This window comes from Terrabacter sp. Soil810, assembly GCF_001429645.1.
Classification (GTDB): Bacteria; Actinomycetota; Actinomycetes; order Actinomycetales; family Dermatophilaceae; genus Terrabacter.
In genome coordinates this window covers 1-23995 of record NZ_LMSW01000004.1, presented here as the reverse complement: position 1 = coordinate 23995, position 23995 = coordinate 1, and the positions used below count along the sequence as shown (strand labels likewise).

Genomic DNA, 23995 nt, shown 5'->3' with positions numbered 1-23995 from the left:
GAATCCGGTGCGAATCCGGAGCGGTCCCGCCACTGTGAACCTCCGACCACGCGGTCGGCGGAAGCCAGGGCATCTCCCGTCGCTGGTCGCGCCCGCCGGGCGCGTCCGGTCCACCGACGCGGGCGCGGCACCCGCAGGAGGCTCGCAGTCACGTGCGCGACGGTTCGAACGACCCTGACCACACCGGGTCACGCCCCGGCATCTTCCCCTTCTCGGCCGTCGTCGGCTCCGACGACCTGGCCCTGGCGCTCGTCCTCACGGCCGTCTCGCCCGAGGTGGGCGGCGTGCTCGTGCGCGGCGAGAAGGGCACGGCGAAGTCGACGATGGTGCGTGGCCTCGCCGCCGTGCTCCCCCGTCAGGCGGTCGTCAGCGGCTGCCGTTTCGGCTGCGCCCCCGGTGACGGCGCCGGCTGCCCCGACGGACCGCACGACGTCGGCGCCGAGGCCGGCACACGCGCCGCTCGCCTCGTCGAGCTGCCCATCGGCGCGACCGAGGACCGCGTCGTCGGGTCGCTCGACCTCGAGCGGGCGCTGGGACGCGGCGAGACGGCATACCAGCCGGGGCTGCTCGCGGCCGCGAACCGCGGCATCCTCTACGTCGACGAGGTCAACCTCCTCCACGACCACCTCGTCGACCTGCTCCTCGACGCGGCGGCGATGGGCCGCAACACCGTCGAGCGCGACGGGGTCTCCGTCTCGCACGCCGCACGCATCGTGCTCGTCGGCACGATGAACCCCGAGGAGGGCGAGCTGCGCCCGCAGCTGCTCGACCGCTTCGGCCTGACCGTCGAGGTCGCCGCGCCCCGGGAGCCCGCGCTGCGCGCCGAGGTCGTACGCCGCCGGCTGGCCTTCGACGCGTCGCCCGGCGCGTTCGTGGCGCGGTTCGAGGACGACCAGCAGGCGCTGCGCGGGCGGATCGCCGACGCTCGGTCGAGGGTCGGCGCGGTCACGCTGACCGACGAGGTGCTGACGAAGATCGCGACCGTGTGCGCCGCCTTCGAGGTCGACGGCCTGCGCGCCGACATCGTCACGGCCCGGGCTGCCGTTGCGCACGCGGCGTGGTCGGGCCGCACGACGGTCACCGTCGCCGACGTCCGGGCCGCTGCCCGGCTGGCCCTGCCGCATCGCCGGCGCCGCAACCCGTTCGACTCCCCCGGCCTCGACGAGGACCTCCTCGACCAGCTCCTCGGCGACGACGCGCCCGGTCCGGAGCCCGAGCCCGACCCGGGTCCGGGCGACGGCGGCGAACCAGAGCCAGGCGACCACGACGACGCTCTCGGCGGCGAGGCGCAGCCGAGCACGTCGTCGGAGAGGGCACACGCCGGGGACCGCGAGCCGGATCGACAGCCCGAGCCCCAGCGCTCCGAGCTCGAGCCGGGACCCGGCGAGAGCAGCGCTGGCGGCAAGCGCGAGGTGCCCACGGCTTCAGCAGTGAGCGCCGCCGAGGAGCCCTACCGGGCACAGCTCTTGCGTGCCAAGGGGATCGGCCACGGGGACCCCGGCCGGCGCTCAGCCGCCCTGACGAGCACCGGCCGCCGCGTCGGCTCGACGAGCGCCACCACCGGGCCCGTCCACCTGCCTGCGACGATCCGCGCCGCCGCCGCACGCGGCGAGGCCGGCACGGGCGCCCGGCTGCGCGTGCTGCCCCGCGACCTGCGCCGCTCGGTCCTGCAGGGCCGCGAGTCGAACCTCGTGCTGCTCTGCGTCGACGCGTCGGGGTCGATGGCCGCCCGCCGGCGCATGGAGGCCGTGAAGTCGGCGGTGCTGTCCCTGCTGCTCGACGCCTACCAGCGGCGCGACAAGGTCGGGCTCGTGACCTTCCGCGGGTCCGGCGCCGAGCTCACCCTGCCGCCGACCGGATCGGTCGACATCGCCGCCCGCCGGCTGCGCGACCTCCCCCACGGCGGACGGACGCCGCTCGCGGAAGGGCTCGTGACGGCATACGACACGTTGCGCGTCGAGCGCCTGCGCGACCCGAACCGGCGCGCGCTCCTCGTCGTCGTCACGGACGGCCGGGCCACGAGCGGCACCGACGCACTGGGTCGGGCCGCCCGCGTCGCCACGCAGCTGCGGCACGAGAGGGTCGAGAGCGTCGTCCTCGACTGCGAGTCGGGTCGCTTCCGGATGGGCCTGGCCGCCCGGCTCGCCGAGCACCTCGGCGCCGAGCACCTGCCCGTCGGCGAGCTCGCCGCCGCGGCGATCGTCGGGGCAGCGCGCGCCACCGTCGACGGCCGCCCGACGACCGGGAGGGCTGCCTGATGCGCGGGCAGCCGACCACCGTGCCCGAGGACGGGCTCACGACCCGTCAGCGCCGCAACCGGCCGCTGCTCATCGTCAACACCGGTGACGGCAAGGGGAAGTCGACCGCCGCCTTCGGCCTGGCACTGCGCGGCTGGAACCAGGGCTGGTCGGTCGGCGTGTTCCAGTTCGTCAAGAGCGCGAAGTGGCGCATCGGCGAGCAGACCGCGGTCGAGACGCTCGCCGAGCTGCACCGCGAGACCGGCAGGGGCGGCCCCATGGAGTGGCACAAGATGGGCGCCGGCTGGTCGTGGACCCGCAAGGAGGGCACCGCGGACGACCACGCCGAGGCGGCCCGCGAGGGCTGGGCCGAGATCAAGCGCCGGCTCGCCGCCGAGACGCACGCCGTCTACGTGCTCGACGAGTTCACCTACCCCATGGTCTGGGGGTGGATCGACGTCGACGACGTCGTGGCGACGCTGCGCGACCGTCCGGGTCACCAGCACGTCGTCATCACCGGCCGCCGATGCCCGGCGGGGGTCCTCGACCTCGCCGACCTCGTCACCGAGATGACGAAGGTGAAGCACCCGTTCGACGCAGGGCAGAAGGGGCAGAGGGGGATCGAGTGGTGAGCGCCTTCAGCAGCGCGGTCGACGCGGCGGTCGGCGTGGCGCTCGGCCGCCTCCCGGCCGAGCCGGAGCAGACCGGCGCCACCGTGCTGCCGCGCCTCGTCGTCGCCGCCCCCGGCTCCGGGCACGGCAAGACGACGGTCGCGACCGGGCTCATGGCAGCGCTGCGCGCTCGGGGGCTGGGCGTGTCCGGGTTCAAGGTGGGGCCCGACTTCATCGACCCCGGCTACCACTCGCTCGCGACGGGCCGCCCCGGCCGCAACCTCGACCCCTTCCTCTGCGGGCAGGACCGCGTCGCTCCACTCCTGGTCCACGGTGCGGCGGCGAACGGGACGACCGACGTCGCCGTCATCGAGGGCGTCATGGGGCTCTTCGACGGCCGCATCGGCGGGGACGGCTACGCATCGACCGCGCACGTCGCGACCCTCACGCGCACACCGGTCGTGCTCGCTCTCGACGTCAGCCACATGACCCGCACCGCCGCGGCGATCGTCCACGGCCTCGCGACCTTCGAGCCCGGCGTCCACGTGGCCGGGGTCGTGCTCAACAAGGCGGCGTCCGGCCGGCACATGCGCGAGGTCTGGTCGGCGCTCGAGGCCACCGGTGTCCCCGTGCTCGGCGTGCTGCCGCGCGACGCGGGCATCGAGGCACCGTCCCGTCACCTCGGGCTCGTGCCTGCCGCCGAGCGCGAGGAGGCGGCCCGCTCGGTGCGGCTCCTCGCCGAGCGCGTGGCCGAGCACGTCGACCTCGACGCCGTGCTGGCGATCGCCCGGTCCGCTCCCGATCTCGACGTCCCGGCGTGGGACCCCGTCGCCGCCCTGGGGGGCGGTGCCCGGACGTCCGCGGTGGGCCGGCGCCCGGTCGTGGCCGTCGCCGGCGGCCGCGCCTTCACCTTCCGCTACGCCGAGACCGACGAGCTGCTCCGGGCGGCGGGCCTCGAGCCCGTCGTCTTCGACCCGCTCCACGCGCGGTCGCTCCCCGTCGGCACCGCCGGGCTCTACCTCGGCGGCGGCTTCCCCGAGGTGCACGCCGAGACGTTGTCCGCAAACTCGGCGCTGCGACAGGAGATCCTGCGCGCCGTGCGGGCGGGACTGCCGACGGTCGCCGAGTGCGCCGGGATGCTCTACCTGTCCGAGTCCGTCGACGGCCACGAGATGGTCGGCGCCATCCCGGCCGTCGGGGCGATGGGCCCCCGCCTGACGCTCGGCTACCGCACCGCGGTCGCGCCCGGCGACTCGGTGCTCGGGGTGGCCGGCACGCGCGTGACCGGCCACGAGTTCCACCGGACGACGGTCGGCGGCGACGCGGGGTCGGCCACGGCGGGGTGGCTGCTCGACGGCACACCCGACGGCTTCGCCCTCGACCCCGCCGACACCGGCCGAGCGACGCTGCACGCCTCCTACCTCCACACCCACTGGGCGGGCCACCCCCGGCTCGCCGTCCGCTTCGCCGACGCCGTGCACGCGTATGCCGTCGGCGCGGGTTCGCGCCGGAGGGCGTCGTGAGCGACGGCGAAGGTCTCGTCGACCTGCACCACCACGGCGACCGCGACGCCGCCCCGGGCCTCGTCGACCTCGCCGTCAACGTCCGCCTGCCCGCCCCGCCGCCGTGGCTCGCCGACGTCATCGCGGGCTCGCTCCGCGACCTGGGCCGCTACCCCGACCCCACCCCCGCGGTCCTGGCCATCGCGGCACGACACCGCGTCGACCCGGCGTGCGTGCTGCCGACCGCAGGCGGGGCCGAGGCGTTCACGCTCGTCGCCCGAGCCGTGGCCGGCTACCGTCCGGTCGTCGTGCACCCGCAGTTCACCGAGCCGGAGGCCGCGCTCGCCGCCGCCGGGCGCCCCGTCATGCGGTGGGTGCTGGAGCGCGACGACGGCTTCCGCCTCGACCCGGCCACCTTCTCCCCGTCCGGCGACCACGCCCACTCCGACCTCGTCGTCGTCGGCAACCCGACGAACCCGACCGGCGTCCTCCACCCGGCCGACGACCTGCGGGCGCTGCGTCGTCCGGGGCGGGTCGTCGTCGTCGACGAGGCCTTCATGGACGCCGTTCCCGGCGAGCCCGAGTCGCTCATCGGAGCGGACCTCGAGGGCCTGCTCGTCATCCGGTCGCTGACGAAGACCTGGGGGCTGGCCGGCCTGCGCGCGGGCTACGTCGTGGGCGACCCCGCCCTCGTCGCCGCCCTCCGCGAGGCACAGCCACCGTGGTCGGTCTCGAGCCCTGCAGTCGCTGCGACCGTCGCCTGCCTGTCAGAGCGCGCCGTCGCCGAGGCCGAGGCCGCAGCGGTCGCGTTCGCCGGCGACCGCGCCGTCCTCGTGCGCGAGCTCGCTGCCGTCGGGCTCAGCACCGGAGCATCCTCGGCCGCACCCTTCGTCCTCGTCGACACGAGCCCGCTCGGCGACGCCTCGGTCCGGGAGGACCTCGCCCGTCTCGGGATCGCCGTGCGACGCGGCGAGACCTTCCCCGGACTCGGGCCGACGTGGGTCCGCCTCGCCGTCCGCGACCCCGAGACCTCGCGCGCCGTCGCCGCGGCGCTCGACGACCTGAGGAGACTGCGCCATGTCGCCTGAGCTGAGCTTCGCCGGCCTGTCGGTCCTCGTCGCGCAGATCGGACCGCACTCGGTCGCGACCGTCCACGCGCTGCTGCGCGACGGGGCCCGCGTGAGCGTCGGCGCCGCCCTGGCCGACCTGCCCACCTCGCTGCGCGACCTCGCCGAGCGCGGACTCGTCACCCCGGACACACAGGCCGACTCGACGGCATACGACGTCGTCCTCCGTGGGGAACCGTCGACCTCTCCCGCCCCACCCACCGAACCCCTTGTCGCCCAGGGCGACTCGTCGGTCGGAACGGTGACGCTCCTCGGTGGCGGGATCGGCGACCCGGGGCTGCTGACCGTCGCGGGCATCGAGGCCATCCGGCAGGCCGATGTCATCGTGCACGACCGTCTCGCACCGCTGAGCGCGCTGCGTCACGCTCGCGACGACGTGCACGTGGTCGACGTCGGAAAGATCCCGCGTGGCGAGTTCACCCCTCAGGAACGCATCAACGACCTCCTCGTCGAGCACGCGCTCGCGGGGCGCAACGTCCTGCGACTCAAGGGGGGCGACAACTTCGTCTTCGGCCGGGGCGGCGAGGAGGCCGAGGCCTGCGTGGCGCGCGGCATCCCCGTCGTCGTCATCCCGGGCATCTCGTCGAGCATCGCCGCACCCGCCCTCGCCGGAATCCCCGTGACGCACCGCAGCCTCGTGCAGGGCTTCACCGTCGTCAGCGCGCACGTGCCGCCGGGCGACCCGCGCAGCACGCTGGACTGGGCAGCCATCGCCCGCAGCCGCACCACCCTCGTCGTGCTCATGGGCGTCGCGACGCTCGGGGCGGTGGCCGACACCCTCGTCGCCGAGGGCCTGCCGCCGACGACGCCCGCCGCCGTCGTCGCGGACGCCGGCCTGCCGAGCATGCGGACCGTCCGGGCCCCACTCTCGGAGATCGACGCGACGGCCCGACGCGACGGTCTCTCGGCGCCTGCCGTCGTCGTGATCGGCGACGTCGCGGCGCTCGACGTCCTGCGATGAGCCGACCCCTCGGGCTCGCCCTCGGCTGGGCGCTCGACCAGGCGGTCGGCGACCCGGGTCGCTGGCACCCGGTGGCCGGGTTCGGCTCGGTCGCAACGGCTCTCGAGCAGAGGACGTATGCCGCCCGGCGCGCCGACGGGGTCGCGCACGTCGCGCTGCTCGTGGCCGCCACGGCCGGTCTCGGCGCTGTGGCGGAGCGCACCGCCCGGCGCAGCGATGTCGTCCACACCCTCGTGACCGCCGCCGCGACGTGGGCCGTGCTCGGCGGTCGATCCCTGACGCGCGAGGCCGCCACCATCGACGACCAGCTGCGCCGAGGTGACCTCGACGCCGCCCGGGTGCAGGTGCGCAACCTCGTCGGCCGGGACACCACACGGCTCGACGGCGACGAGGTCGCCCGCGCCTGCATCGAGTCCCTCGCCGAGAACACCTCCGACGCCGTCGTCGCCCCGCTCCTCTGGGGCGGTCTGCTCGGCGTCCCGGGCCTGCTCGGCTACCGCGCCGTCAACACCCTCGACGCGATGGTCGGGCACCGCAACGACCGCTACCGCGAGTTCGGCTGGGCCGCAGCGAGACTCGACGACGGCGCCAACTGGGTCCCGGCACGGGTTGCCGCCGCCATGGCCTTGGCGGGCGCGGGGTCGCGCGAGCGGGCGCTGCGGGGCTGGGCGGCGATCCGGCGCGACGCCCCGGCCCACCCGAGCCCCAACGGCGGCGTCGTCGAGGCGGCCTTCGCCGGCGTCCTCGGGGTGCGGCTCGGCGGGTCCAACGCGTACGACGGCCTGGTCGAGGACCGTGGCACCCTCGGCGACGGGCCGGTGGCGAGCGTCCAGGACATCGCCCCGGCCACCCGACTCGCCCGCCGGGTGGGCGCGGGATCGCTCGTCGTCGCCGTCATCTGGTCGGTTCGAGGCCGACCTCGTCGCCGACGCTGATCGTCCCGGACGTCAACAGGCGGAACACCGTCCCGGCCCGGGCGTGCAGGGCCCGCGCCGCACCGGGGCCGAGGTTGTCATCGAGCAGCCGGCAGGGTGCGGCGATGCGCACGACCTCGAGCTCGACGTCGCCGATCGTGATGCGATCTCCCGGCCTCGTCGGGATCGCGCCGCCTGAGATCGTCATGTTGCGGCGCGTCAGGCCCGGGTCCACCGGGCGCCCGAGCTCGGCGGCGGCCGCCTCGAGGTCGGGCAGCGACTGGATCGTCACGTGCCGGTGCTTGCTGCCGTGGTAGCGGTCGCCGACGAGGCCCGCTCCCGCCTCCGCCTCGACGCTCGGCACCGAGCGCGTCGGCAGCCGGCGCCCCTTCGCGACGTGGATGGCGACGACCGTCGGGGTCTCGGTGGGCGGCTCGGGGTGCATGTCGACCAGGCTAGGCATCGGTCTCCGGCTGCGTCGGGACGGGTGGGATGCGCAGCCCCGGCGGCCCCGCGCCGTGCTCGCGCTCGTACCACGCGGCATACGCAGCGACGGCGGTGGGCAGGGTCGGGAAGATCAGGTCGGCGCCCACCTTCTCGACGAACCCGCCGGCGTCGAGCGACAGGCGCATGTCCTCCTTGACCCGAGCCATCGCGAAGCGGATGCCGCGGTCCGAGAGCGTCGAGCGCAGCGTCTCGAGGGCGTCGACCGCCGTGAGGTCGACCTCGGTGTTGGCCTCCGCGTTGAGCAGGAACCACTCGACCCGGCCGTGGTGCCTCGCCTCGTCGACGACCTGGATGGCGCGCGTCACGAAGTCGTCGGAGTTGGCGAAGAAGAGGGGCGAGTCGTAGCGGTAGACGACGAGCCCGGGCACCTGCACGGCGTTCGGGTGGTCGTCGATGTCGTGCATGCCCGCGACGTCGGGCACGTAGCCGAGCACACCGTCGTGCGGGTGGACGATGCGTCGCAGCAGGTCGAGCACCGACAGCGCGATCGCCGCGCCGATGCCCGGCAGCACCCCGAAGAGGAGCACGGCGGCCGTCGTCGAGAGCGCCAGCACGAGCTCGCTGCGCCGGAAAGCCCCGATGCGCCGCATCTCGGGGATGTCGACGAGACGCACGGCGGCATAGACGACCACGGCGCCGAGGGACGCGGTCGGGAAGGCTGCGATCACGGGTCCGAGCCACAGCAGGGTCGCGACGACGAGGACGAGCGAGACGAGGGAGTGCAGCTGGGTGCGCGCCCCCATGGAGTCGGCGATGACGGTGCGACTGCCGCTCGAGCTGATCGGGAAGCCCTGCAGCAGACCGGTCGCGACGTTGGCGCCGCCCAGGGCGAGGAACTCCTGGTTGCTGTCGATGGTCTCGCGGTGGCGCCCCGCGAAGGCCCGCCCGGTGAGCACGTTGTCGGAGTAGGCGACGACCGCGACGCCGAGGGCCGCCGGGAGCAGGGCCCACACGTCCACCGCCGAGACGTCCGGCACGGTGAAATCGGGAAGTCCCTGCGGTACGGGACCCACGAGCGTGATCCCGAACCGGTCGGCGAGGTCGAGGACGGCGACGAGCACCGTCGACCCGAGCATCGCGATGAGCGGCCCCGGCCAGTGCGGCGCGAAGCGCTGGAACGCGAAGAGGACCACGAGCACCCCGAGGGCGAGCAGCAGCGTCGGCACGTGGACGTCGCGGAGATGCGTGACGGCATACCTCAGCTCCTGGAGGAAGGAGTCGCCCTCGACGTGGAGCCCGGTCAGCTTGCCGATCTGGCTGACGATCATGAGCGCGGCGATGCCGGCCATGTAGCCGACGAGCACGGGCTTGGAGAGCAGGTCGGCGAGGAAGCCGAGCCGCCCGACGAACCCGACGAGGCAGATGAGCCCGACGGCGATCGCGAGGAGGGCCGCCATCTCCTGCCGCATCGCCATGCCGCCGGCCGCCGTCACCAGCGCGCCGACGCCGGCGGCCGTCATCAGGGCCGTCGTCGACTCGGGCCCGACGGAGAGCTGTCGCGACGACCCGAGCACCGCGTAGACGAGCAGCCCCGGACCGACGGCCCAGAGCCCGCTGACCGCGGGCAGCCCGGCCACCTCGGCGTACGCGAGCACCTGCGGCACGAGGTAGGCGGCGACCGTGATGCCGCCGAGCACGTCGCCGCGCAGCCACACCTTGTCGTAGCGGCGCAGGACGGCCACCCCCGGGAGCAGCCGCTCCCACCGTGCCCGCTGCTGCAGGTCCGCCGTCACCTCTCGAACCGTACGCGAGGGCGTCTGCCGTCAGGCTGGTTTCGCGTCGACCGCCCCGATGGCCCCCTGGCCCCCGTGACCTCCATGGCCCGGACGGCTTCCCCCACCGTCTCGACGACGCGGACCCCGTCGGGGACCGGTGGCCGGCGCACGACGACGACGGGCACGCCGAGGTCGTGGGCTGCGCCCAGCTTGGCCTCGGTGAGGGCGCCGCCGGAGTCCTTGGTCAGGAGCACGTCGACGGCCCGGCTCTCGAGGAGGTCGCGCTCGGCGGCATACGGGTAGGGCCCTCGGGCCCGCAGGACCTCCCAGCCCGCCGGGACGTCCCAGTCGGGCGGGTCGACGACGCGGGCCAGGACGTAGCGGTCGTCCCAGACGGCGAAGGTGTCGAGCTGCTGGCGCCCGGTCGTGAGGAAGGGCCTGACCCCGAGACCCTCGGCCGCGACACGCGCGGACTCGACGTCGTCGACCCACGTGAACTCGCCGGCGAGCGGGTGCCGGGTCCACCCCGGCCGCTGGAGGCGCACGAGCGGCACCCCGGCCCGGGCGCACGCGGCGACGGCGTTGCCGGTGATCTGCGCGGCGAAGGGGTGGGTGGCGTCGACGACCACGTCGTAGCGGCGGTCGACCAGGTGGTCGGCCAGACCCTCGACCCCACCGAAGCCTCCGGTGCGCACCTCGCCGACGGGCAGCGCCGGCGCGCTGACCCGGCCCGCGAGGCTCGACACGACGGAGTCCCCGCGCTCGACGAGGCGGGCGGCGAGGTCTCGCGCCTCACCGGTGCCCCCGAGGACGAGGACGTGCACGGTCAGGCGGGGACGCGCAGCCGGCGCGTCATCTCGCCCACGGCGACGGTGATGGAGTGGCCGAGGTGCACGCAAGGACCGCTGATCTCGTTCTGCTGGCTGCCGCCGAGCCCGATGACGACCTCGGGATGGGCGCGGCCCACGGTGTCGACGATCTCCTGGGCCGCGGTGATGTCGATGTCGCGCGGCACGGCCATGACCATGCCGCTCGCCCGACGGGCCTCGATGGCGCGCAGCCAGTCCTCGGCCGGCAGGTCGGCGCCGACGTAGACGGTCGCGAAGCCCGCGCGCCGGGCGGCCACGGCGAAGGCGAGCAGGCCGAGCTCGTGGCGGGCGCCGGGCGGCAGGCCGATGAGCAGGGTCGGGCCGTCGACCCGGCCCGACGCGGCCTCGTAGGCGGCTGCGAGACGGCGCTGGACGGCATACGACACGAGGTGCTCGCCGGCGACGGTGAGGCGACCGTGCGCCCACGCCTCACCGACGAGCTGGAGGGTCGGCATGAGCCAGTCGTCGACGACGTGCTCGAAGGTGCCGAGCGCGAAACGGGCGTCGAGGACGGCCGTCGCCGACGCGGAGTCGAGCCGCTCGGCCGCCCGTATGAACGCCTCGGCGTCCTCGGACTGGTAGCGGCCGCCGGGGCGCAGGGGCGCGACGCGGCTGGCCCGGCTCTCGCGGTCACCGCGGCCGAAGGGGGTCTCGCGGCCGGCGGGGTCGCGGCTGGAGAGCCGACGCGTCGTCTCGGCAGCGGCCTCGCGGGCCGACCAGCCCTCGTTGACGAGGGAGTTCATGATCGCGAGGGCGCGGACGTCCTCGGGACCGTAGAGGCGGTAGCCGCCGTCGGAGCGCTGCGGGCTGACGACGCCGTAGCGACGCTCCCACGCGCGGAGGGTGGCGACGCTGATCCCGGTCAGCTCGGCGGCACGCTTGATGGTGTACATCGACTACCCCAACCTGCCCAACGCGTCGCGCATCCCCTGTTCGGCCTCGTCGCCGAGCTTCTTGAAGGCCGGAGCGAACAGCGGGGCGATGAACTTCGCCAGGCCCTTGAACTCGAAGTCGGCCCGGTAGGTGACGGTCGTGCCCTCACCGGGTGTGGCGCCCGACCCCGTCACCGTACGCACGAAGGTCATGGTGTCCTTCGCGACGACCGTCGCGTTCTCGCCTCGGAGCGCGAACCGCTCGCCGGGCACGCACTCGACGACGAGGTAGTCGAGCTCGGTCTCGCGACCGAGGAACTTCGACACGTTGTGATAGCGCGTGCCGACCCCGCCCTCGCCCGCCACCCGCTCGGTGCGGACGGTTCCGGGGTCCCATTCGGTGGTGTTGGTGAAGTCGCTGAGGTAGGCGAAGACGCGGTCGACCGGATGTCCGACGGTGACGCTGCGCTCGATGTCCATGCCTTCTCCAACCTTTGACAGACCTTGAACAGCCACTCTACGGTGTGGACGAAGGATGGACAACGCAACCTCTCGAGAACCATCCCTCTGAACAGTCGAACCATCCGGTCGGGGCGTCGCGCCGAACCACACGGGACCACATCAGCCAGGAGGCCTCGGTGACTCGACCGAACCGCAACACCCGACCGACCGCAGCGGTGATCGGGGCCGGAGTGTCCGGCCTGACCGCCGCGCACGTGCTCGGCGCCACCCACGACGTCACCCTCTTCGAGGGCGACTCGCGGCTCGGCGGCCACGCGCACACCCACGACGTCCCCGGTCGCGACGGCAGCCTGCGCATCGACAGCGGCTTCATCGTCCACAACGAGAAGACCTACCCGCACCTGCTCCGCCTCTTCCGCGAGCTCGACGTGCCGACCCAGCCCACCGAGATGAGCATGAGCATCACGTGCGAGGGCTGCGGGCTGTCGTATGCCGGTGGGCGCGGACCCCGGGGGATGTTCGCCCAGAAGCGCCGCCTCGCCGACCCGCGCTTCATCCGGATGCTGCGTGACGTGCCGCGCTTCCACGCCGCCGCGTGCGCCCTTCTGGCCGACGAGTCGCAGGACCCGACATGGGGCGAGTTCCTTGCAGCGCAAGGCTTCTCCGACTACTTCGTGCGCCACTTCGCCATCCCGCTCGTGGCCTGCGTCTGGTCGTGCGGCGACCTCGACGCGACCTCCTACCCGGCGCGTCACCTCTTCCGGTTCCTCGACCACCACGGCATGCTGACGGTGACGGGGTCGCCCACGTGGCGCACCGTCACCGGCGGGTCGGCGACCTACGTCGACCGGCTCGTCGAGCGTCTGCCCGATGTGCGCAGGGAGAGCCCGGTGACCGCCGTGACGAGGCACGACGACGGCGTCGACGTGCTGGTGCGCGACGGGCACACGACGACCTTCGACCGTGTCGTGGTCGCCACCCACGCCGACCAGGCCCTCGACCTGCTCGCCGACGCGACACCCGACGAGAAGGGTGACCTCTCCGCGATCCGCTACTCCCGCAACGAGACCTGGCTGCACCGTGACTCCTCGGTCCTGCCGAAGCCGCGCCAGGCGAAGGCCTCGTGGAACTACCGCATGCACGCGTGCGACGCGCCGGCCCCCGACGTCACCGTCAGCTACTGGATGAACCGCCTCCACGGCATCACCGACGCCGACGACCACGTCGTGACGCTCAACCCCGCTCGCAGCATCGACGAGTCGCTCGTGACGGCGCGGATGTCCTACGACCACCCGATCTTCACCCGCGAGGCCGTCGAGGCCGCGTCGCGCCTGCGCGAGGGCGGCGGCGAGCGCCTGGCCTTCGCCGGCGCGCACCTCGGCTGGGGCTTCCACGAGGACGGCTGCCGCTCCGGCGTGGAAGCCGCCGAGTCCTTCGGGGTGCGCTGGTGACGGCCGTCCTGACGCCACCCACGGTGCCTGCCCTCGTCGACGGCACCGTGGCCCACTCGCGCCGCACGCCGCTCCACCACAGCTTCACCCACGGCCACTACCAGTGGCTGGTCGACGTGGACGACCTGCCGCGACTCCCTTGGCCGACAAGGCTCCTCGCCCGTTTCGACGTCCGCGACCACCTCGACGGGGGTCGGCTCGGGGGCGGCATCCGCGGTGACGTCGAGCGGTTCCTGACGGCACGGGGCGTGACACTGGCCGCTGACGACCGCGTGCTCATGCTCGCGAACGCGCGGGTCCTCGGCCACACCTTCGACCCGCTCTCGGTCTTCTGGTGCCTGCGCCCCGACGGCTCGCTCCTCGCCGTCGTCTTCGAGGTGCACAACACGTACGGCGAGCGCCACGCATACCTCCTCGACGTCCACGACGACGGCACGGCGACCGTCGACAAGGCGTTCTACGTCTCCCCCTTCAACGACACCCGCGGGGAGTATGCCGTCCGCCTCGTCCTCGAGCCCGATGCCGTCAGCGTGACCGTGGCCCTCGACCGCGACGGCGAGCGCGTCATGACCGCCGTCACCCGCGGCACCCCGGAGCCGGCCACGCCCCGCGCACTGCTCCGCCTCGTCCGCCGTCACGGCCTCGTCACGCAGAGGGTGACCGCCCTCATCCGGGTCCACGGCATCCGCCTGTGGCTGCGCCGCCTGCCCGTCGTGCCCCGCCCCCGCCACTCCAAGGAGGCTGTCCGATGACCGCCCTGTCCCCCACCATGGCCCAACCGCTGTGCCTGCGCCGACCCACCCTGCGTGTGCTGTGCGTGCGCGCCCGCCTCGCCCGCAGCATCCTCGCCCAGGTCGCCAAGCGCGTGCCGGTGGACGTCGTCATGCCCGACGGCTCGCTGCTCGGCGGCGGCACGCGCCGCGCCGACCGCCCCGGGCTCGAGATCGTGCGCCCCACCGCGGTCTTCGAGCGGCTGGCCCACCACCCGAAGATCGGCATCGGCGAGGCCTACATGGCCGGCGACTGGAAGGCGGCCGAGGGCACCGACCTCGCCGAGCTGCTCATGCCCTTCGCCGAGCGCATGACGACGGCGGTCCCGGGGGGCTGGCTGCGGCTGCGGGGCTTCGTCGACCGCCGGATCCCGAGCATCCAGAACAACTCGCTGCTCGGCTCGCGCCGCAACATCGAGGCGCACTACGACCTGTCCAACGACCTCTTCGCGACCTTCCTCGACGAGACGATGAGCTACAGCTCGGCGATCTTCGACGAGGACGAGCCGCTGCGCACGCAGTCCTTCGAGCAGGCCCAGCTGCGCAAGGTGCACGCGATCCTCGACATGGCCAAGGTGGGCCAGGACACGCGGGTGCTCGAGATCGGCACCGGCTGGGGCACGCTCGCCCTCGAGGCGGCGCGCCGCGGGGCCACGGTGACGAGCGTGACGCTCTCCAAGGAGCAGGCGGCGCTCGCCCGCCGGCGTGTCGCCGACGCCGGCTTCGCCGACAGCGTCGACATCAGGATCCAGGACTACCGCGAGGTCGAGGGCGTCTACGACGCCGTCGTCAGCGTGGAGATGATCGAGGCCGTCGGCGAGGAGTACTGGGAGACCTACTTCCGCACCATCGACGAGCGCCTCGCCCGGGGCGGCATCGCCGCCGTCCAGGCGATCCTCATGTCGCACGAGCGGCTCATGGCGACGAAGCACTCCTACGGCTGGATCCAGAAGCACATCTTCCCCGGCGGGCTGATCCCGAGCCTCCAGGCGATGAGCGAGACGACCGACGCCGCGACGACGCTGCGGATGTCGGCCGTCGAGGCCTTCGGCACCGACTACGCCGAGACCCTGCGGCGCTGGCGCGAGACGTTCCTCGCCCGCTGGCCCGAGGTCCACGCCCTCGGCTTCGACGAGACCTTCTGCCGCAAGTGGGAGTTCTACCTCGCCTACTGCGAGGCGGGCTTCGCGACGGGGTATCTCGACGTCGCCCAGGTGCGCTTCGAGCGCGAGGGCGCCACGGCCGCGGCCTCGTGATGGCACCGGCGACGACGTCGATCCTGTGGTTCCGGCGCGACCTGCGCCTGAACGACCACCCGGCGCTGCTCGCGGCCGTCGACGCGGCGAGCCACGTGCTGCCCGTGTTCGTCCTCGACCCGCGTCTGCTCGAGACCGAGACTCCCCGCACCCGGCGGCTGCTGGCCTCCCTCGCGTCGCTGTCGAAGGACACCCGTGGCGCCCTCGTCGTCCGGCGCGGTGACCCCGTCGACGTCATCCCCGCGCTCGCCGCGGAGGTCGGCGCGCAGCAGGTGCACGTCTCCCGCGAGACGACGCCCTACGGCCGCCGCCGTGACGAGGCCGTCGAGAAGGCACTGGCCGACGAGGGACGCCGGCTCGTCGCCACCGGCACGCCGTATGCCGTCGGACCGGGTCGCATCGTCAACCAGTCGGGCTCGCCGTACAAGGTCTTCACCCCCTTCTCCAAGGCGTGGCACCAGCACGGGCGGCCTGCGCCGGCCGGCCGCCCGAAGCGCATCCCGTGGCTGCGCGACGACGTGCGCAGCGACACCCTGCCGGAGGCTCCCCACCTGGAGGCCGGCGAGGCCGCCGCGCTCAAGCGGTGGGACCGCTTCCTCCACGACGGGCTGACGGCGTACGACAAGGAACGCGACCGACCCGACCTCGACACCACGAGCAGGCTGTCGGCACCTCTGAAGTACGGCGAGATCCACCCGCGCACCCTGCTCGCCGACATCGCGGCGCACTCCGCGGGGCGCTCGCAGGCCGCGAGCACCTTCGTCACCGAGCTGATCTGGCGCGAGTTCTACGCCGACGTGCTCTGGCACCACCCCGACTCGGCGTGGCACGACCTGCGGCCCGAGCTGGCGAGGCTGCCCTACGACTCCGGCGCCGAGACCGACCGGCTCGTCGACGCGTGGCGCGAGGGGCGCACCGGCTACCCGGTCGTGGACGCCGGGATGCGCCAGCTGCTCGAGGAGGGCTGGATGCACAACCGGGTCCGGATGATCACGGCGAGCTTCCTCACCAAGGACCTCCACGTGTGGTGGCCCGTCGGCGCGCAGCACTTCCTCGACCACCTCGTCGACGGCGACATCGCCTCCAACAACCACGGCTGGCAGTGGGTCGCGGGCACCGGCACCGACGCGTCGCCCTACTTCAGGGTCTTCAACCCGGTGACGCAGGGGAGGAAGTTCGACCCCGACGGCGACTACGTCCGGCGCTGGGTCCCCGAGCTGGCGCACCTGCCGGGTGCCGCGGCCCACGAGCCGTGGAAGCATGACAACGGGTACGACCAGGACTACCCCCGGCCGGTCGTCGACCACGACGACGAGCGCAGGGAGACCCTGGCCCGCTACGAGCGCGCCCGAGGCTAGGAGGCGAGATGCGGGGCCCCGTGACCGAGCTGCGTGCGTTCGTCAACGCCGCGCTCATCGAGAAGGTCGACCGCGACCACCGCGATCCCGACGACGTCTTCCGGCGCCGTCAGGTCGTCGTGGCGCTCACCTTCGTCGTCGGGACCGCGGTGCTGGCCTGGGCGCTGCGGATCACGCCGGGCGACCCGCTCTTCTACGTCGCGACGCTCACCCTCGCGGGAGTGTGGCTCGTCGGTGCCCTGCTGTCGGGTCCCCTGCACGCCGGCATGGGTCACACGCGTCGGGGTGAGAGGGCGCGGCCGATCGTGCAGTCCCTCGTGCTCGGCGTGCTCCTGCTCCTCCTCTTCCTCGTCGGCGCGCTGGTCGTGGCACGCATCCCGGTGCTGCGCGAGCCCGTCGACCAGCTGCTCGACCACGCGCGGTTCGGGGCGTTCGCGGCCGTCCTCGCCATCACCTTCGTCAACGGCGTCGTCGAGGAGCTCTACTTCCGCGGCGCGCTCTACGCCGCCCTCCCGCGCCACCAGGTGACCCTGACGACCGTGCTCTACGCCCTGACCACCGTGGGCAGCGGCATCCCGCTGCTCGTCCTGGCAGCTACCGTCATCGGCCTCGTGACGGCCCTGCAGCGCCGCGTCACCGGGGGCTTCCTCGGGCCGATCATCACGCACGTCGTGTGGTCGACCGGGATGCTCCTACTCCTCCCACCCACCCTCGAGCTGACCAGGTGACCCCATGACTGCCACCCCGAACGACACCACCCCCGACACCACCGCGCGCCGGGCCCTCGTGACCGGTGCCTCCGGCTACGTCGGCGGACAGGTGGTCCCGCGATTGCTCGACGGGGGCTGGACCGTGCGGGTGCTCACCCGACGCCGGGGCTCGATGGACGACAAGCCGTGGGTCGACCGGGTCGAGGTCGCCGAGGGCGACGTCGGGTCCGCCGACGACATGCGCCGAGCGCTCGAGGGCGTCGACGCGGCGTGGTACCTCGTGCACTCGATGGACGACCAGCCCGACTTCCAGGAGCGCGACCGCGAGGCGGCGACGCACTTCGCGGAGGCGGCCAAGGAGGCCGGGGTCTCGCGCATCGTCTACCTCGGCGGCCTGCACCCCGACGACGAGGTCCTCTCGCCGCACCTCGCCTCACGCGTCGAGGTCGGCCGCATCCTGCTCGGCTCGGGCGTGCCGACCGCGGTGCTCCAGGCTGCCGTCGTGCTCGGTGACGGCTCGGCGTCGTTCGACATGCTGCGCTACCTCACGACCCGGCTGCCGGCGATGGTCGCGCCGAAGTGGCTCGACAACGAGATCCAGCCGATCGCCATCGACGACGTCGTGACGCTGCTCGTCGGCGCCGGGAGCCTGCCGCCGGAGGTCAACCGCACCTTCGACATCGGCGGTCCCGAGGTCCTGACCTACCGCGAGATGATCGCGCGCTTCTCCGACGCGACGGGACGGCGCCGACCGGTCGTCGTGACCGTGCCCGTGCTGACCCCGCGTCTCGCGAGCCACTGGGTCGGCCTCGTCACCCCCATCTCGGCGGGCTTGGCCAAACCGCTCGTCGGCAGCCTCGTCCACGAGGTCGTCGCCAAGGAGAACGACCTGCTCGAGCACGTGGACGTGCCCGGCGGCTTCACCGACTTCGACACCGCCGTCCGCTCGGCCATGCGCACGGCCCAGCCCGACACCGCGATGCGCAACCTCGCCCTGACGAGTGCCGCGACGGTTGCGAGCGCGGTCGTGGGTTCCCTTGCGACGCAACCGGACTCGGCGTGGTACCGCTCGCTCGACCTGCCCGACTGGCAGCCGCCGACGCTCGCCTTCCCCGTCGTGTGGACCGCGCTCTACGCCGACATCGCGGCGACCTCGGCGACGGCGCTCAACGCGTACGACAAGGCCGGTGACACCGAGGGTCGCAACGCCTACCTCAAGGCCTTCGGCACCAACCTGGCCCTCAACACGGCGTGGAGCGTGGTCTTCTGGCGCGTGCGCAAGCCGTGGGTCGCCGCCGCCGAGGCCGCGCTGCTCACCGCGAGCTCGGCCGACCTCGCCCGGCGCGCCGGCACCGTCAGCAAGGGCGCCGGGATCGCCCTGTCGCCGTATGCCGTGTGGTGCGGGTTCGCGACCGCGCTCTCGATCGCGATCGCCCGCCGCAACCGCTGACGCGGACATCGGCGATGGCGTGGCGCGGTCGACGCACGGCGGACCAGGGAGACCCTGGTGCTTGCTGCCGGCAACCTGACCGGTCAGAGCCACCAGCAGTCGGAGACCTGCGGGAGCCCGGAGACGCGCGCCTCGAGGAAGGCGTACTGCTTGGCGAACGACGGCACGGCCCCGCCGACGTGGGTCGGGGTGATGTTGGCCGAGAAGGCGACATTCGCGCCGCGGTCGCACCAGTCGCGCGCGAGACCGCGCCCGACGGCGTACGGGATGACGTCGTCGAGGACCGAGTGCGTGACGAGCACCGGGACGGCGGGCTTGAGCCGCCCGATGCGCTGGTCGGCGATGATCGAACGGAACGGCTCCGACGCGGCGAGCTCGGTGAGGGAGCGGCCGTCCCTGGTCAGGTCGCTCGAGCGGGTGAAGGCGTGCAGCGCGATCGACTCGGCGACACACTCGCCCTTGACGGCTGCGATGACCGAGGTGCCCCGGGCGTTGAGGAAGCTGTCGAGGTCGACCCCGTAGGCGGCGGACTGGCCGGCGACGGCATAGAGCGCGAAGGCCGAGTAGAGGCTGCCGTCGAGGTGGTCGGCGACGGCCCCGAGCTCGGCGGGCACGGCGCCGGCGACGGCACCCTCGAGCCGGAGCTCGGGCGCGTAGGTCGGCGCCAGCTCGACGGCGGCTGCCGTGGCACCACCACCCTGGCTGTAGCCGGCGAGCATGACCGGGCCGTTCGTCGGCAGGCCGGTGCCGGGGAGTCGCTGGGCGGCACGGACCATGTCGAGGACGGCGTGCGCCTGGGCCTCGCGGACCATGTAGGTGTGGGTGCCGGGCGTGCCGAGGCCCTGGTAGTCGGTCATAGCCACGGCATAGCCGCGGGTCAGCAGACCGGAGATGAAGGCGCCTTCGTACTCCGACCCGGCGGCGAGCTGACGGCTCGGGGCGCACTGGTCACCCATGCCCTGGGTGCCGGCGGCGTAGCCGATGACCGGACGCTGGCCCGCACCGACCCACGGGACCGGGGGCACGAGGACGGTGCCCGTGACGGCGATCGGGGCGCCTCTGCGGTCGCGCGTGGCGTACATGACGCGGGTGGCGCGCGCGGTCGAGGGCACGGCCCCGAGCGGGTCGACGTAGAACGTCATCGGCTCCGCCTTGAGCACCGCGCCGGGGGACGCCGTGACGGGGTTCGGCGGGTCGTAGAAGCCTGCAGCCCGGGCCGTGGTGACCGGGGACATGAGCGCGGCGGCGACGGCGAGCACGACGACACCGACGACACGGCGGGTGCGGGACAGGCGAAGCGTCGAACGAGGCATGGCGGCGTGCTCCTCAGGCGGGGGGACGACGTCGGTGGCGTCCACTCACCAGTAACCTACTGGCGGTAACCATGCATGTCGCGCCGAGACGGCGCGGGGCTCCGCGGCGTTCTGTCGTCGTCTGCGGTCGTCTAGCGTCGCGTCGATAGTCCGTGATACGACGCTCGCGTGGTCAGGCCGAGGCCGGCTGCTTCGTGAAGGCGCGGCGGTAGGCGACGGGCGGGATGCCGATCTCCCGCTGGAAGTGGTGGCGCAGCACCGCAGCAGTGGCGAAGCCGCTCTCGCGCGCGATCCGCTCGACGTCGAGGTCCGTCGACTCGAGCAGGTGGCGGGCCCGGAGTACCCGCTGGCTCGTGAGCCACTTGTGCGGGGTCGTGCCGACCTCGGCGGTGAAGCGGCGCGCGAAGGTGCGCTCGGACATGGCCGCCCGCCTGGCGAGTGACGGGATCGAGTGCTCCTCGTCGAGGCGCTCGGCCACCCACTCCATGACGTCCTGGAGGCCCTCGCACGGCTCGGACGGGAGTGGGGTCTCGACGAACTGGCGCTGACCGCCGGAGCGGTGCGGCGGGACCACCATGCGCCGCGCGATGCGGGTCGCCACCTCGGAGCCGAGCTCGGTGCGCACGATGTGGAGGCACGCGTCGATGCCTGCTGCCGTGCCGGCACTCGTCAGGACCGGACCGTCCTCGACATAGAGGACGTCGAGGTCCACGCAGGCGCGCGGGTGCTCGTCGGCCAGCCGGGCGGCATACCTCCAGTGGGTCGTGCACTCACGACCGTCGAGCAGGCCGGCGGCCGCGAGCTGGAAGGCGCCCGAGCACACGGACAGGACGCGCCCGCCCCCGTCCGCGGTCTCGCGCAGGATGTCGAGGACCTCGGGGTCGTAGGGGCCGTCGACCGCCCCGCCCGGGATCGCGACGAGGTCGGCGCCGCGGGCCGCCTCGAGCGGGAAGGGCGCGACGATGCTCATGCCGCTCGTCGTGCGCAGCACCTCGCCGGGACGCGACGAGCAGACCCGGAAGTCGAACGCCGGGACGCCGTCGTCGGTGCGGTCGATGCCGAAGACCTCGCAGAGGACGCCGAGCTCGAACATGGCCACGGGCTCCTGGGCGATGACGGCGATGGTGCGCAGCATCCGGCCAGCATGGCACGTTTGGCAGGATCTTGTCGATCAACGACAGTTCTGCCACTCGTGGCGGGATCCTGATGAGCGCAGACTTTCTGCCATGGACATCATCTTCTTCATCCTCATGATCATCGCCATCGTCGCGGCCCTCGAGCCGCACCACCGTCGCACGTTCTCACTGCCCCGGGCCCCCTTCGGTGCAGACGCCGAGGTCGACCGCGACATCGAGCGCGTGCTGCACGACGTGCCCGTCATCCGCTGAGTTCGACTGCGGCACATCGGCACCCGGTCTCAGCCGACGCGTCGCCAGAGGGCGTGCAGGTCGGCGCCGGCGCGGAACCCGCAGGCCTCGGCCAGGTCCGAGGCCTCGCGGAAGCGGCGGGCCAGCTCCGCCGGCTCGTGCGCGTCACTGCCGAAGGTGACCGCATCACCGCCGGCCTCGTGCCACCAGCGGACGACCGTCGGGTGCAGCGGCAGCACCGTGTTGATCTCGAGGGCCTTGCCGGCGTCCGCCACGGCCGCGAGCACGTGGCGGAACTCGACCTCGAAGTCAGCCGGCTCGAAGGGGCCGTCCGTCGCCTCGTCCCAGGAGCGGACGGGGTAGTCGATGTGGGCGAGGACCTCGAAGGTGTCGTCCGCCGCCACCATGGTCGCGACGTCGCGCAGGTAGGTGCGGACGATCTCCGCCGCGGGTCTGCGCCCGAAGAGCTCGCCGGGCTCGGTCCAGCCGTCCCCGTCGGACAGGCAGTGCAGCGAGCCGAGGACCCGGTCGAAGGTGCCGGCCGCGAGCACCCGGGCGACCGCCGCGGCGTGCAGGTGCGGTTCGCCGAGCTCGAGCCCGCTGAGGATGCGCAGGGCCGGGTAGCGCTCCCGACAGTCGGCGACCGCCTCGAGGTAGCCCGCGGCATCGAAGGGCGACGGCGTGACCAGGCCTTCCGACGACGTGAACGACAGCAGGTGCGCACCCGCCTCGACGTGCGACCGGTCGAGGGACCAGACGGTGTGGTCGACGTGCTCGGTGAAGGCGACCGCGGGCAGACCCAGCTCGAGCGCCCGCGCGCAGGTGCGGTCCATCGACCCGCGCGCAGCGTCCCAGGACCACTCGGTGTGCACGTGGCTGTCCGCGGGAAGCGACATCACGCCACGCTAGGGCACCGGGCGAGCCCGGTGCGGGTCACCGGCGTCCCACCTGTCGCGACACAGGCACGTAGAGGGACGGAGAGGCGTCAGAAGGGTGGTGGATCGTCACGTGGACGAGGCGCCGGGCCTGGACGTGGTGTGGGGTGGCGGTGGGGTGGTCCCGAGCCGGGGTCGCGGAGTGCCTCACGCCAGTCCTTCGGGTAGGTGATGTAGTCCCGGCCTGCGGGCGAGGTCCACGAGATGCCGTCGTCGTCGACCCGCCGGACCTGCCAGACCCGGGCCGTCTTGCCGTTGTGGCAGCCCCGACTCAGGGAGTCGACGTTTGAGATGTGCGTCGCCCCCACCGGCCAGGGCACGAGGTGGTCGACGTCGCAACGGTCGGCGGTGACCTGGCAGCCGGGCCCGCGGCAGACGCCGTCGACCGCCCTGACGTGCTCGACCATCTCGCGGGTCGGGGTGTAGCAATCGGTGGAGAGCTCGAGGGTGCGGCCGGTGTAGACGTCGACCGCGAGGCGCTGCCACATGGAGCCCGGAGCGGTCATGATCTGGCGGGCATGGGCGGCAGTGACCCACCCGTGGCCCGGCAGCTCGCACGCGGCGTCGGACAGACCGACCGCGACCTCGAAGGGCACGACGAGGCGGACCGTCGCCGGTGCCGCATCCGACAGCCAGCCCGAGCACGTGGGCCCGTCCCCGACGCCAAGGTCGCCGCCGGAGGGGACGACTCCGAAGAGGGCGAGGTCGCAGAGCAGGTCGCTGCGCAGCTGGTCGAGGCTGCGGTCGTCGCCGGCGGCGCGCGCCGCCCGGGCCAGGGCATCGACCCGGTCGAGCACGCCGACGACGCGCTCGGCCGGCGCGACGACGGTGAACGTCCCCATGCCGTCCTCGACGATGCGGCCGTAGGCGGTGCGACGGACGGCCGACGAGCGGCGGCGCTCCTCCGCCGCACGGGAGTCCGCCGAGCGGACGCATCGCTGCAACCGCGTCGCGAAGAGTCTCTGCGAGGCCACCGAGCCATCGGGCGCCGGAGCGAGCACCGTGGCCTCGAGGTCGGGGACGACATCGTCGTCCAGAGCCCGCGTCTCGACGACGATCCGCAGCGCCCGCTGGAGGCTGACGGCCCCGGACCGCAACCGCTCGCGCAGCACCCGATGCCGGCGCGGCGCCAGGGCGAGCTCGAGCCGGCGGGCGACCTCCGTCGCACCCACGCCGGTCGCACAGGTGATCTCCTGGACGGCGACCTGCTCGGACGTGATCGGGACCGGCGAGCTCGTCGTCAGCCGCGCGAGCGCCTGCTCCTCGATCGAGTGCAGCGCAGCGTACGCGTCGACGATCCGGCCCTCGAGACGAGCCTTCCGGACCTCGAGACGCTCGATCTGCGACAGCACCGCGTCGGCTTCGTCGTCCAGCGAGACCGTCGTGCTGGACGCCTGCGCACGCTCGGCGCGGGCCTTCGCCTGACCGAGGAGCCAGACCACTCGGGGATTGAGGGTGCTGCCACCGGCAGTCGCGTCAGGCGCCGGACGCCCGGTGTCGAGGAATGGCACGAACTCACTCCTCCCGCTCGGGTCGCCGACTCCTCAATTAGAACACATGTTCTGCATATCTGCTTGGGAGAAGTAGGATCTGTGGATGACCGCGAAT

At 73.4% G+C, this 23995-nt stretch carries 22 protein-coding genes and 1 riboswitch; of the genes, 13 read left to right on the top strand and 9 right to left on the bottom strand.

Annotated features, from left to right (window positions below; translation table 11 throughout):
- Window positions 1–72, top strand: a riboswitch (cobalamin riboswitch).
- A gap of 80 nt (window positions 73–152) precedes the next feature.
- The 6 genes from ASG96_RS05245 to cbiB are packed head-to-tail and all read left to right on the top strand — an operon-like array spanning window position 153 to window position 7373.
- Window positions 153–2258, top strand: coding sequence for a VWA domain-containing protein (locus ASG96_RS05245; protein ID WP_057587109.1), 2106 nt, complete (start codon window positions 153–155; stop codon window positions 2256–2258).
- Window positions 2258–2869: a cob(I)yrinic acid a,c-diamide adenosyltransferase gene (gene cobO / locus ASG96_RS05240; RefSeq protein WP_235506537.1), complete on the top strand. Its 612-nt coding sequence runs from the start codon at window positions 2258–2260 to the stop codon at window positions 2867–2869. Before ASG96_RS05245 ends, cobO begins: the two co-directional genes overlap by 1 nt.
- On the top strand, window positions 2866–4371 hold the full coding sequence (locus tag ASG96_RS24070; protein ID WP_235509072.1) for a cobyrinate a,c-diamide synthase: 1506 nt from the start codon (window positions 2866–2868) through the stop codon (window positions 4369–4371). The genes cobO and ASG96_RS24070 overlap by 4 nt, the downstream gene beginning before the upstream one ends.
- Window positions 4368–5438, top strand: a complete 1071-nt coding sequence (gene cobC, locus ASG96_RS24065; RefSeq protein WP_057587107.1) for an Rv2231c family pyridoxal phosphate-dependent protein CobC — start codon at window positions 4368–4370, stop codon at window positions 5436–5438. The genes ASG96_RS24070 and cobC overlap by 4 nt, the downstream gene beginning before the upstream one ends.
- The gene (gene cobA, locus ASG96_RS05225; RefSeq protein ID WP_057587105.1) at window positions 5428–6438 is read left to right on the top strand and encodes a uroporphyrinogen-III C-methyltransferase; all 1011 of its coding nucleotides are present in this window, start codon (window positions 5428–5430) and stop codon (window positions 6436–6438) included. The genes cobC and cobA overlap by 11 nt, the downstream gene beginning before the upstream one ends.
- A complete protein-coding gene (cbiB, locus tag ASG96_RS05220) occupies window positions 6435–7373 on the top strand; it encodes an adenosylcobinamide-phosphate synthase CbiB (protein WP_057587102.1) in 939 nt (312 codons plus the stop codon). The genes cobA and cbiB overlap by 4 nt, the downstream gene beginning before the upstream one ends.
- Here cbiB and ASG96_RS05215 read toward each other — a convergent pair.
- From ASG96_RS05215 to ASG96_RS05195, 5 genes are read right to left on the bottom strand one after another with little or no spacing between them, the layout of a single operon-like run.
- A complete protein-coding gene (locus ASG96_RS05215) occupies window positions 7333–7797 on the bottom strand; it encodes an MOSC domain-containing protein (RefSeq protein WP_057587098.1) in 465 nt (154 codons plus the stop codon). The genes cbiB and ASG96_RS05215 overlap by 41 nt on opposite strands.
- 10 nt (window positions 7798–7807) lie before the next feature.
- Window positions 7808–9592, bottom strand: coding sequence for a SulP family inorganic anion transporter (locus ASG96_RS05210; protein ID WP_082591642.1), 1785 nt, complete (start codon window positions 9590–9592; stop codon window positions 7808–7810).
- On the bottom strand, window positions 9589–10398 hold the full coding sequence (locus tag ASG96_RS05205) for a cobalt-precorrin-6A reductase (RefSeq protein ID WP_082591641.1): 810 nt from the start codon (window positions 10396–10398) through the stop codon (window positions 9589–9591). Before ASG96_RS05205 ends, ASG96_RS05210 begins: the two co-directional genes overlap by 4 nt.
- A gap of 2 nt (window positions 10399–10400) precedes the next feature.
- Window positions 10401–11336 (bottom strand): MerR family transcriptional regulator, encoded by a 936-nt coding sequence (locus tag ASG96_RS05200; protein ID WP_056755340.1) that lies wholly within the window; start codon window positions 11334–11336, stop codon window positions 10401–10403.
- Window positions 11337–11339: 3 nt separating this feature from the next.
- The gene (locus tag ASG96_RS05195) at window positions 11340–11795 is read right to left on the bottom strand and encodes an SRPBCC family protein (RefSeq protein WP_057587096.1); all 456 of its coding nucleotides are present in this window, start codon (window positions 11793–11795) and stop codon (window positions 11340–11342) included.
- 158 nt (window positions 11796–11953) lie between these two features.
- Between ASG96_RS05195 and ASG96_RS05190 the strand changes: the two genes are divergently transcribed.
- Genes ASG96_RS05190 through ASG96_RS05165 form a run of 6 tightly spaced genes read left to right on the top strand, consistent with a single transcriptional unit; the run spans window position 11954 to window position 18772 of the window.
- The gene (locus ASG96_RS05190; RefSeq protein WP_057587093.1) at window positions 11954–13228 is read left to right on the top strand and encodes an NAD(P)/FAD-dependent oxidoreductase; all 1275 of its coding nucleotides are present in this window, start codon (window positions 11954–11956) and stop codon (window positions 13226–13228) included.
- Window positions 13225–13980 carry a DUF1365 domain-containing protein gene (locus ASG96_RS05185; RefSeq protein ID WP_057587092.1) on the top strand — a complete coding sequence of 252 codons (756 nt, stop codon included), beginning with the start codon at window positions 13225–13227 and terminating at the stop codon, window positions 13978–13980. Before ASG96_RS05190 ends, ASG96_RS05185 begins: the two co-directional genes overlap by 4 nt.
- Window positions 13977–15254 carry a cyclopropane-fatty-acyl-phospholipid synthase family protein gene (locus ASG96_RS05180; RefSeq protein ID WP_057587089.1) on the top strand — a complete coding sequence of 426 codons (1278 nt, stop codon included), beginning with the start codon at window positions 13977–13979 and terminating at the stop codon, window positions 15252–15254. Before ASG96_RS05185 ends, ASG96_RS05180 begins: the two co-directional genes overlap by 4 nt.
- Window positions 15254–16612, top strand: coding sequence for a deoxyribodipyrimidine photo-lyase (locus ASG96_RS05175; RefSeq protein WP_057587088.1), 1359 nt, complete (start codon window positions 15254–15256; stop codon window positions 16610–16612). The genes ASG96_RS05180 and ASG96_RS05175 overlap by 1 nt, the downstream gene beginning before the upstream one ends.
- An 8-nt stretch (window positions 16613–16620) precedes the next feature.
- The gene (locus ASG96_RS05170) at window positions 16621–17340 is read left to right on the top strand and encodes a CPBP family intramembrane glutamic endopeptidase (RefSeq protein WP_057587087.1); all 720 of its coding nucleotides are present in this window, start codon (window positions 16621–16623) and stop codon (window positions 17338–17340) included.
- A gap of 4 nt (window positions 17341–17344) precedes the next feature.
- Complete coding sequence (locus ASG96_RS05165; RefSeq protein ID WP_057587086.1) at window positions 17345–18772, top strand: tryptophan-rich sensory protein; 1428 nt, start codon at window positions 17345–17347, stop codon at window positions 18770–18772.
- Between the two features lie 83 nt (window positions 18773–18855).
- On the opposite strand, the gene ASG96_RS05160 is transcribed toward ASG96_RS05165, so the two are convergent.
- Both ASG96_RS05160 and ASG96_RS05155 read right to left on the bottom strand, forming a co-directional pair.
- Complete coding sequence (locus tag ASG96_RS05160; RefSeq protein WP_082591651.1) at window positions 18856–20085, bottom strand: lipase family protein; 1230 nt, start codon at window positions 20083–20085, stop codon at window positions 18856–18858.
- A gap of 172 nt (window positions 20086–20257) precedes the next feature.
- On the bottom strand, window positions 20258–21220 hold the full coding sequence (locus tag ASG96_RS05155) for a GlxA family transcriptional regulator (RefSeq protein WP_056755318.1): 963 nt from the start codon (window positions 21218–21220) through the stop codon (window positions 20258–20260).
- A 91-nt stretch (window positions 21221–21311) separates the two neighbouring features.
- Here ASG96_RS05155 and ASG96_RS23105 point away from each other — a divergent pair, with 91 nt between their 5' ends.
- Window positions 21312–21473, top strand: coding sequence for a hypothetical protein (locus ASG96_RS23105; protein ID WP_157610650.1), 162 nt, complete (start codon window positions 21312–21314; stop codon window positions 21471–21473).
- 29 nt (window positions 21474–21502) lie between these two features.
- Here the strand turns inward: ASG96_RS23105 and ASG96_RS05150 are convergent, their stop codons facing one another.
- Together ASG96_RS05150 and ASG96_RS05145 are read right to left on the bottom strand one after the other, a co-directional pair.
- Entirely contained in the window at window positions 21503–22348 is an 846-nt protein-coding gene (locus ASG96_RS05150) for a PHP domain-containing protein (protein ID WP_057587085.1), read from the bottom strand.
- Window positions 22349–22437: 89 nt separating this feature from the next.
- On the bottom strand, window positions 22438–23898 hold the full coding sequence (locus ASG96_RS05145) for an HNH endonuclease signature motif containing protein (protein WP_082591640.1): 1461 nt from the start codon (window positions 23896–23898) through the stop codon (window positions 22438–22440).
- Window positions 23899–23995: the final 97 nt, after the last annotated feature.

Excerpts from the sequence above, each read along its gene's own strand:
- ASG96_RS05155 (WP_056755318.1), bottom strand. The coding sequence starts at position 21,220 with ATGCTGCGCACCATCGCCGTCATCGCCCAGGAGCCCGTGGCCATGTTC.
- ASG96_RS23105 (WP_157610650.1), top strand. The coding sequence starts at position 21,312 with ATGGACATCATCTTCTTCATCCTCATGATCATCGCCATCGTCGCGGCC.
- ASG96_RS05150 (WP_057587085.1), bottom strand. The coding sequence starts at position 22,348 with ATGTCGCTTCCCGCGGACAGCCACGTGCACACCGAGTGGTCCTGGGAC.
- ASG96_RS05200 (WP_056755340.1), bottom strand. The coding sequence starts at position 11,336 with ATGTACACCATCAAGCGTGCCGCCGAGCTGACCGGGATCAGCGTCGCC.
- ASG96_RS05215 (WP_057587098.1), bottom strand. The coding sequence starts at position 7,797 with ATGCACCCCGAGCCGCCCACCGAGACCCCGACGGTCGTCGCCATCCAC.
- ASG96_RS05165 (WP_057587086.1), top strand. The coding sequence starts at position 17,345 with ATGACTGCCACCCCGAACGACACCACCCCCGACACCACCGCGCGCCGG.
- ASG96_RS05170 (WP_057587087.1), top strand. The coding sequence starts at position 16,621 with ATGCGGGGCCCCGTGACCGAGCTGCGTGCGTTCGTCAACGCCGCGCTC.
- ASG96_RS05175 (WP_057587088.1), top strand. The coding sequence starts at position 15,254 with ATGGCACCGGCGACGACGTCGATCCTGTGGTTCCGGCGCGACCTGCGC.
- ASG96_RS05180 (WP_057587089.1), top strand. The coding sequence starts at position 13,977 with ATGACCGCCCTGTCCCCCACCATGGCCCAACCGCTGTGCCTGCGCCGA.
- ASG96_RS05195 (WP_057587096.1), bottom strand. The coding sequence starts at position 11,795 with ATGGACATCGAGCGCAGCGTCACCGTCGGACATCCGGTCGACCGCGTC.
- cobA (WP_057587105.1), top strand. The coding sequence starts at position 5,428 with ATGTCGCCTGAGCTGAGCTTCGCCGGCCTGTCGGTCCTCGTCGCGCAG.
- cbiB (WP_057587102.1), top strand. The coding sequence starts at position 6,435 with ATGAGCCGACCCCTCGGGCTCGCCCTCGGCTGGGCGCTCGACCAGGCG.
- ASG96_RS05160 (WP_082591651.1), bottom strand. The coding sequence starts at position 20,085 with ATGCCTCGTTCGACGCTTCGCCTGTCCCGCACCCGCCGTGTCGTCGGT.
- cobO (WP_235506537.1), top strand. The coding sequence starts at position 2,258 with ATGCGCGGGCAGCCGACCACCGTGCCCGAGGACGGGCTCACGACCCGT.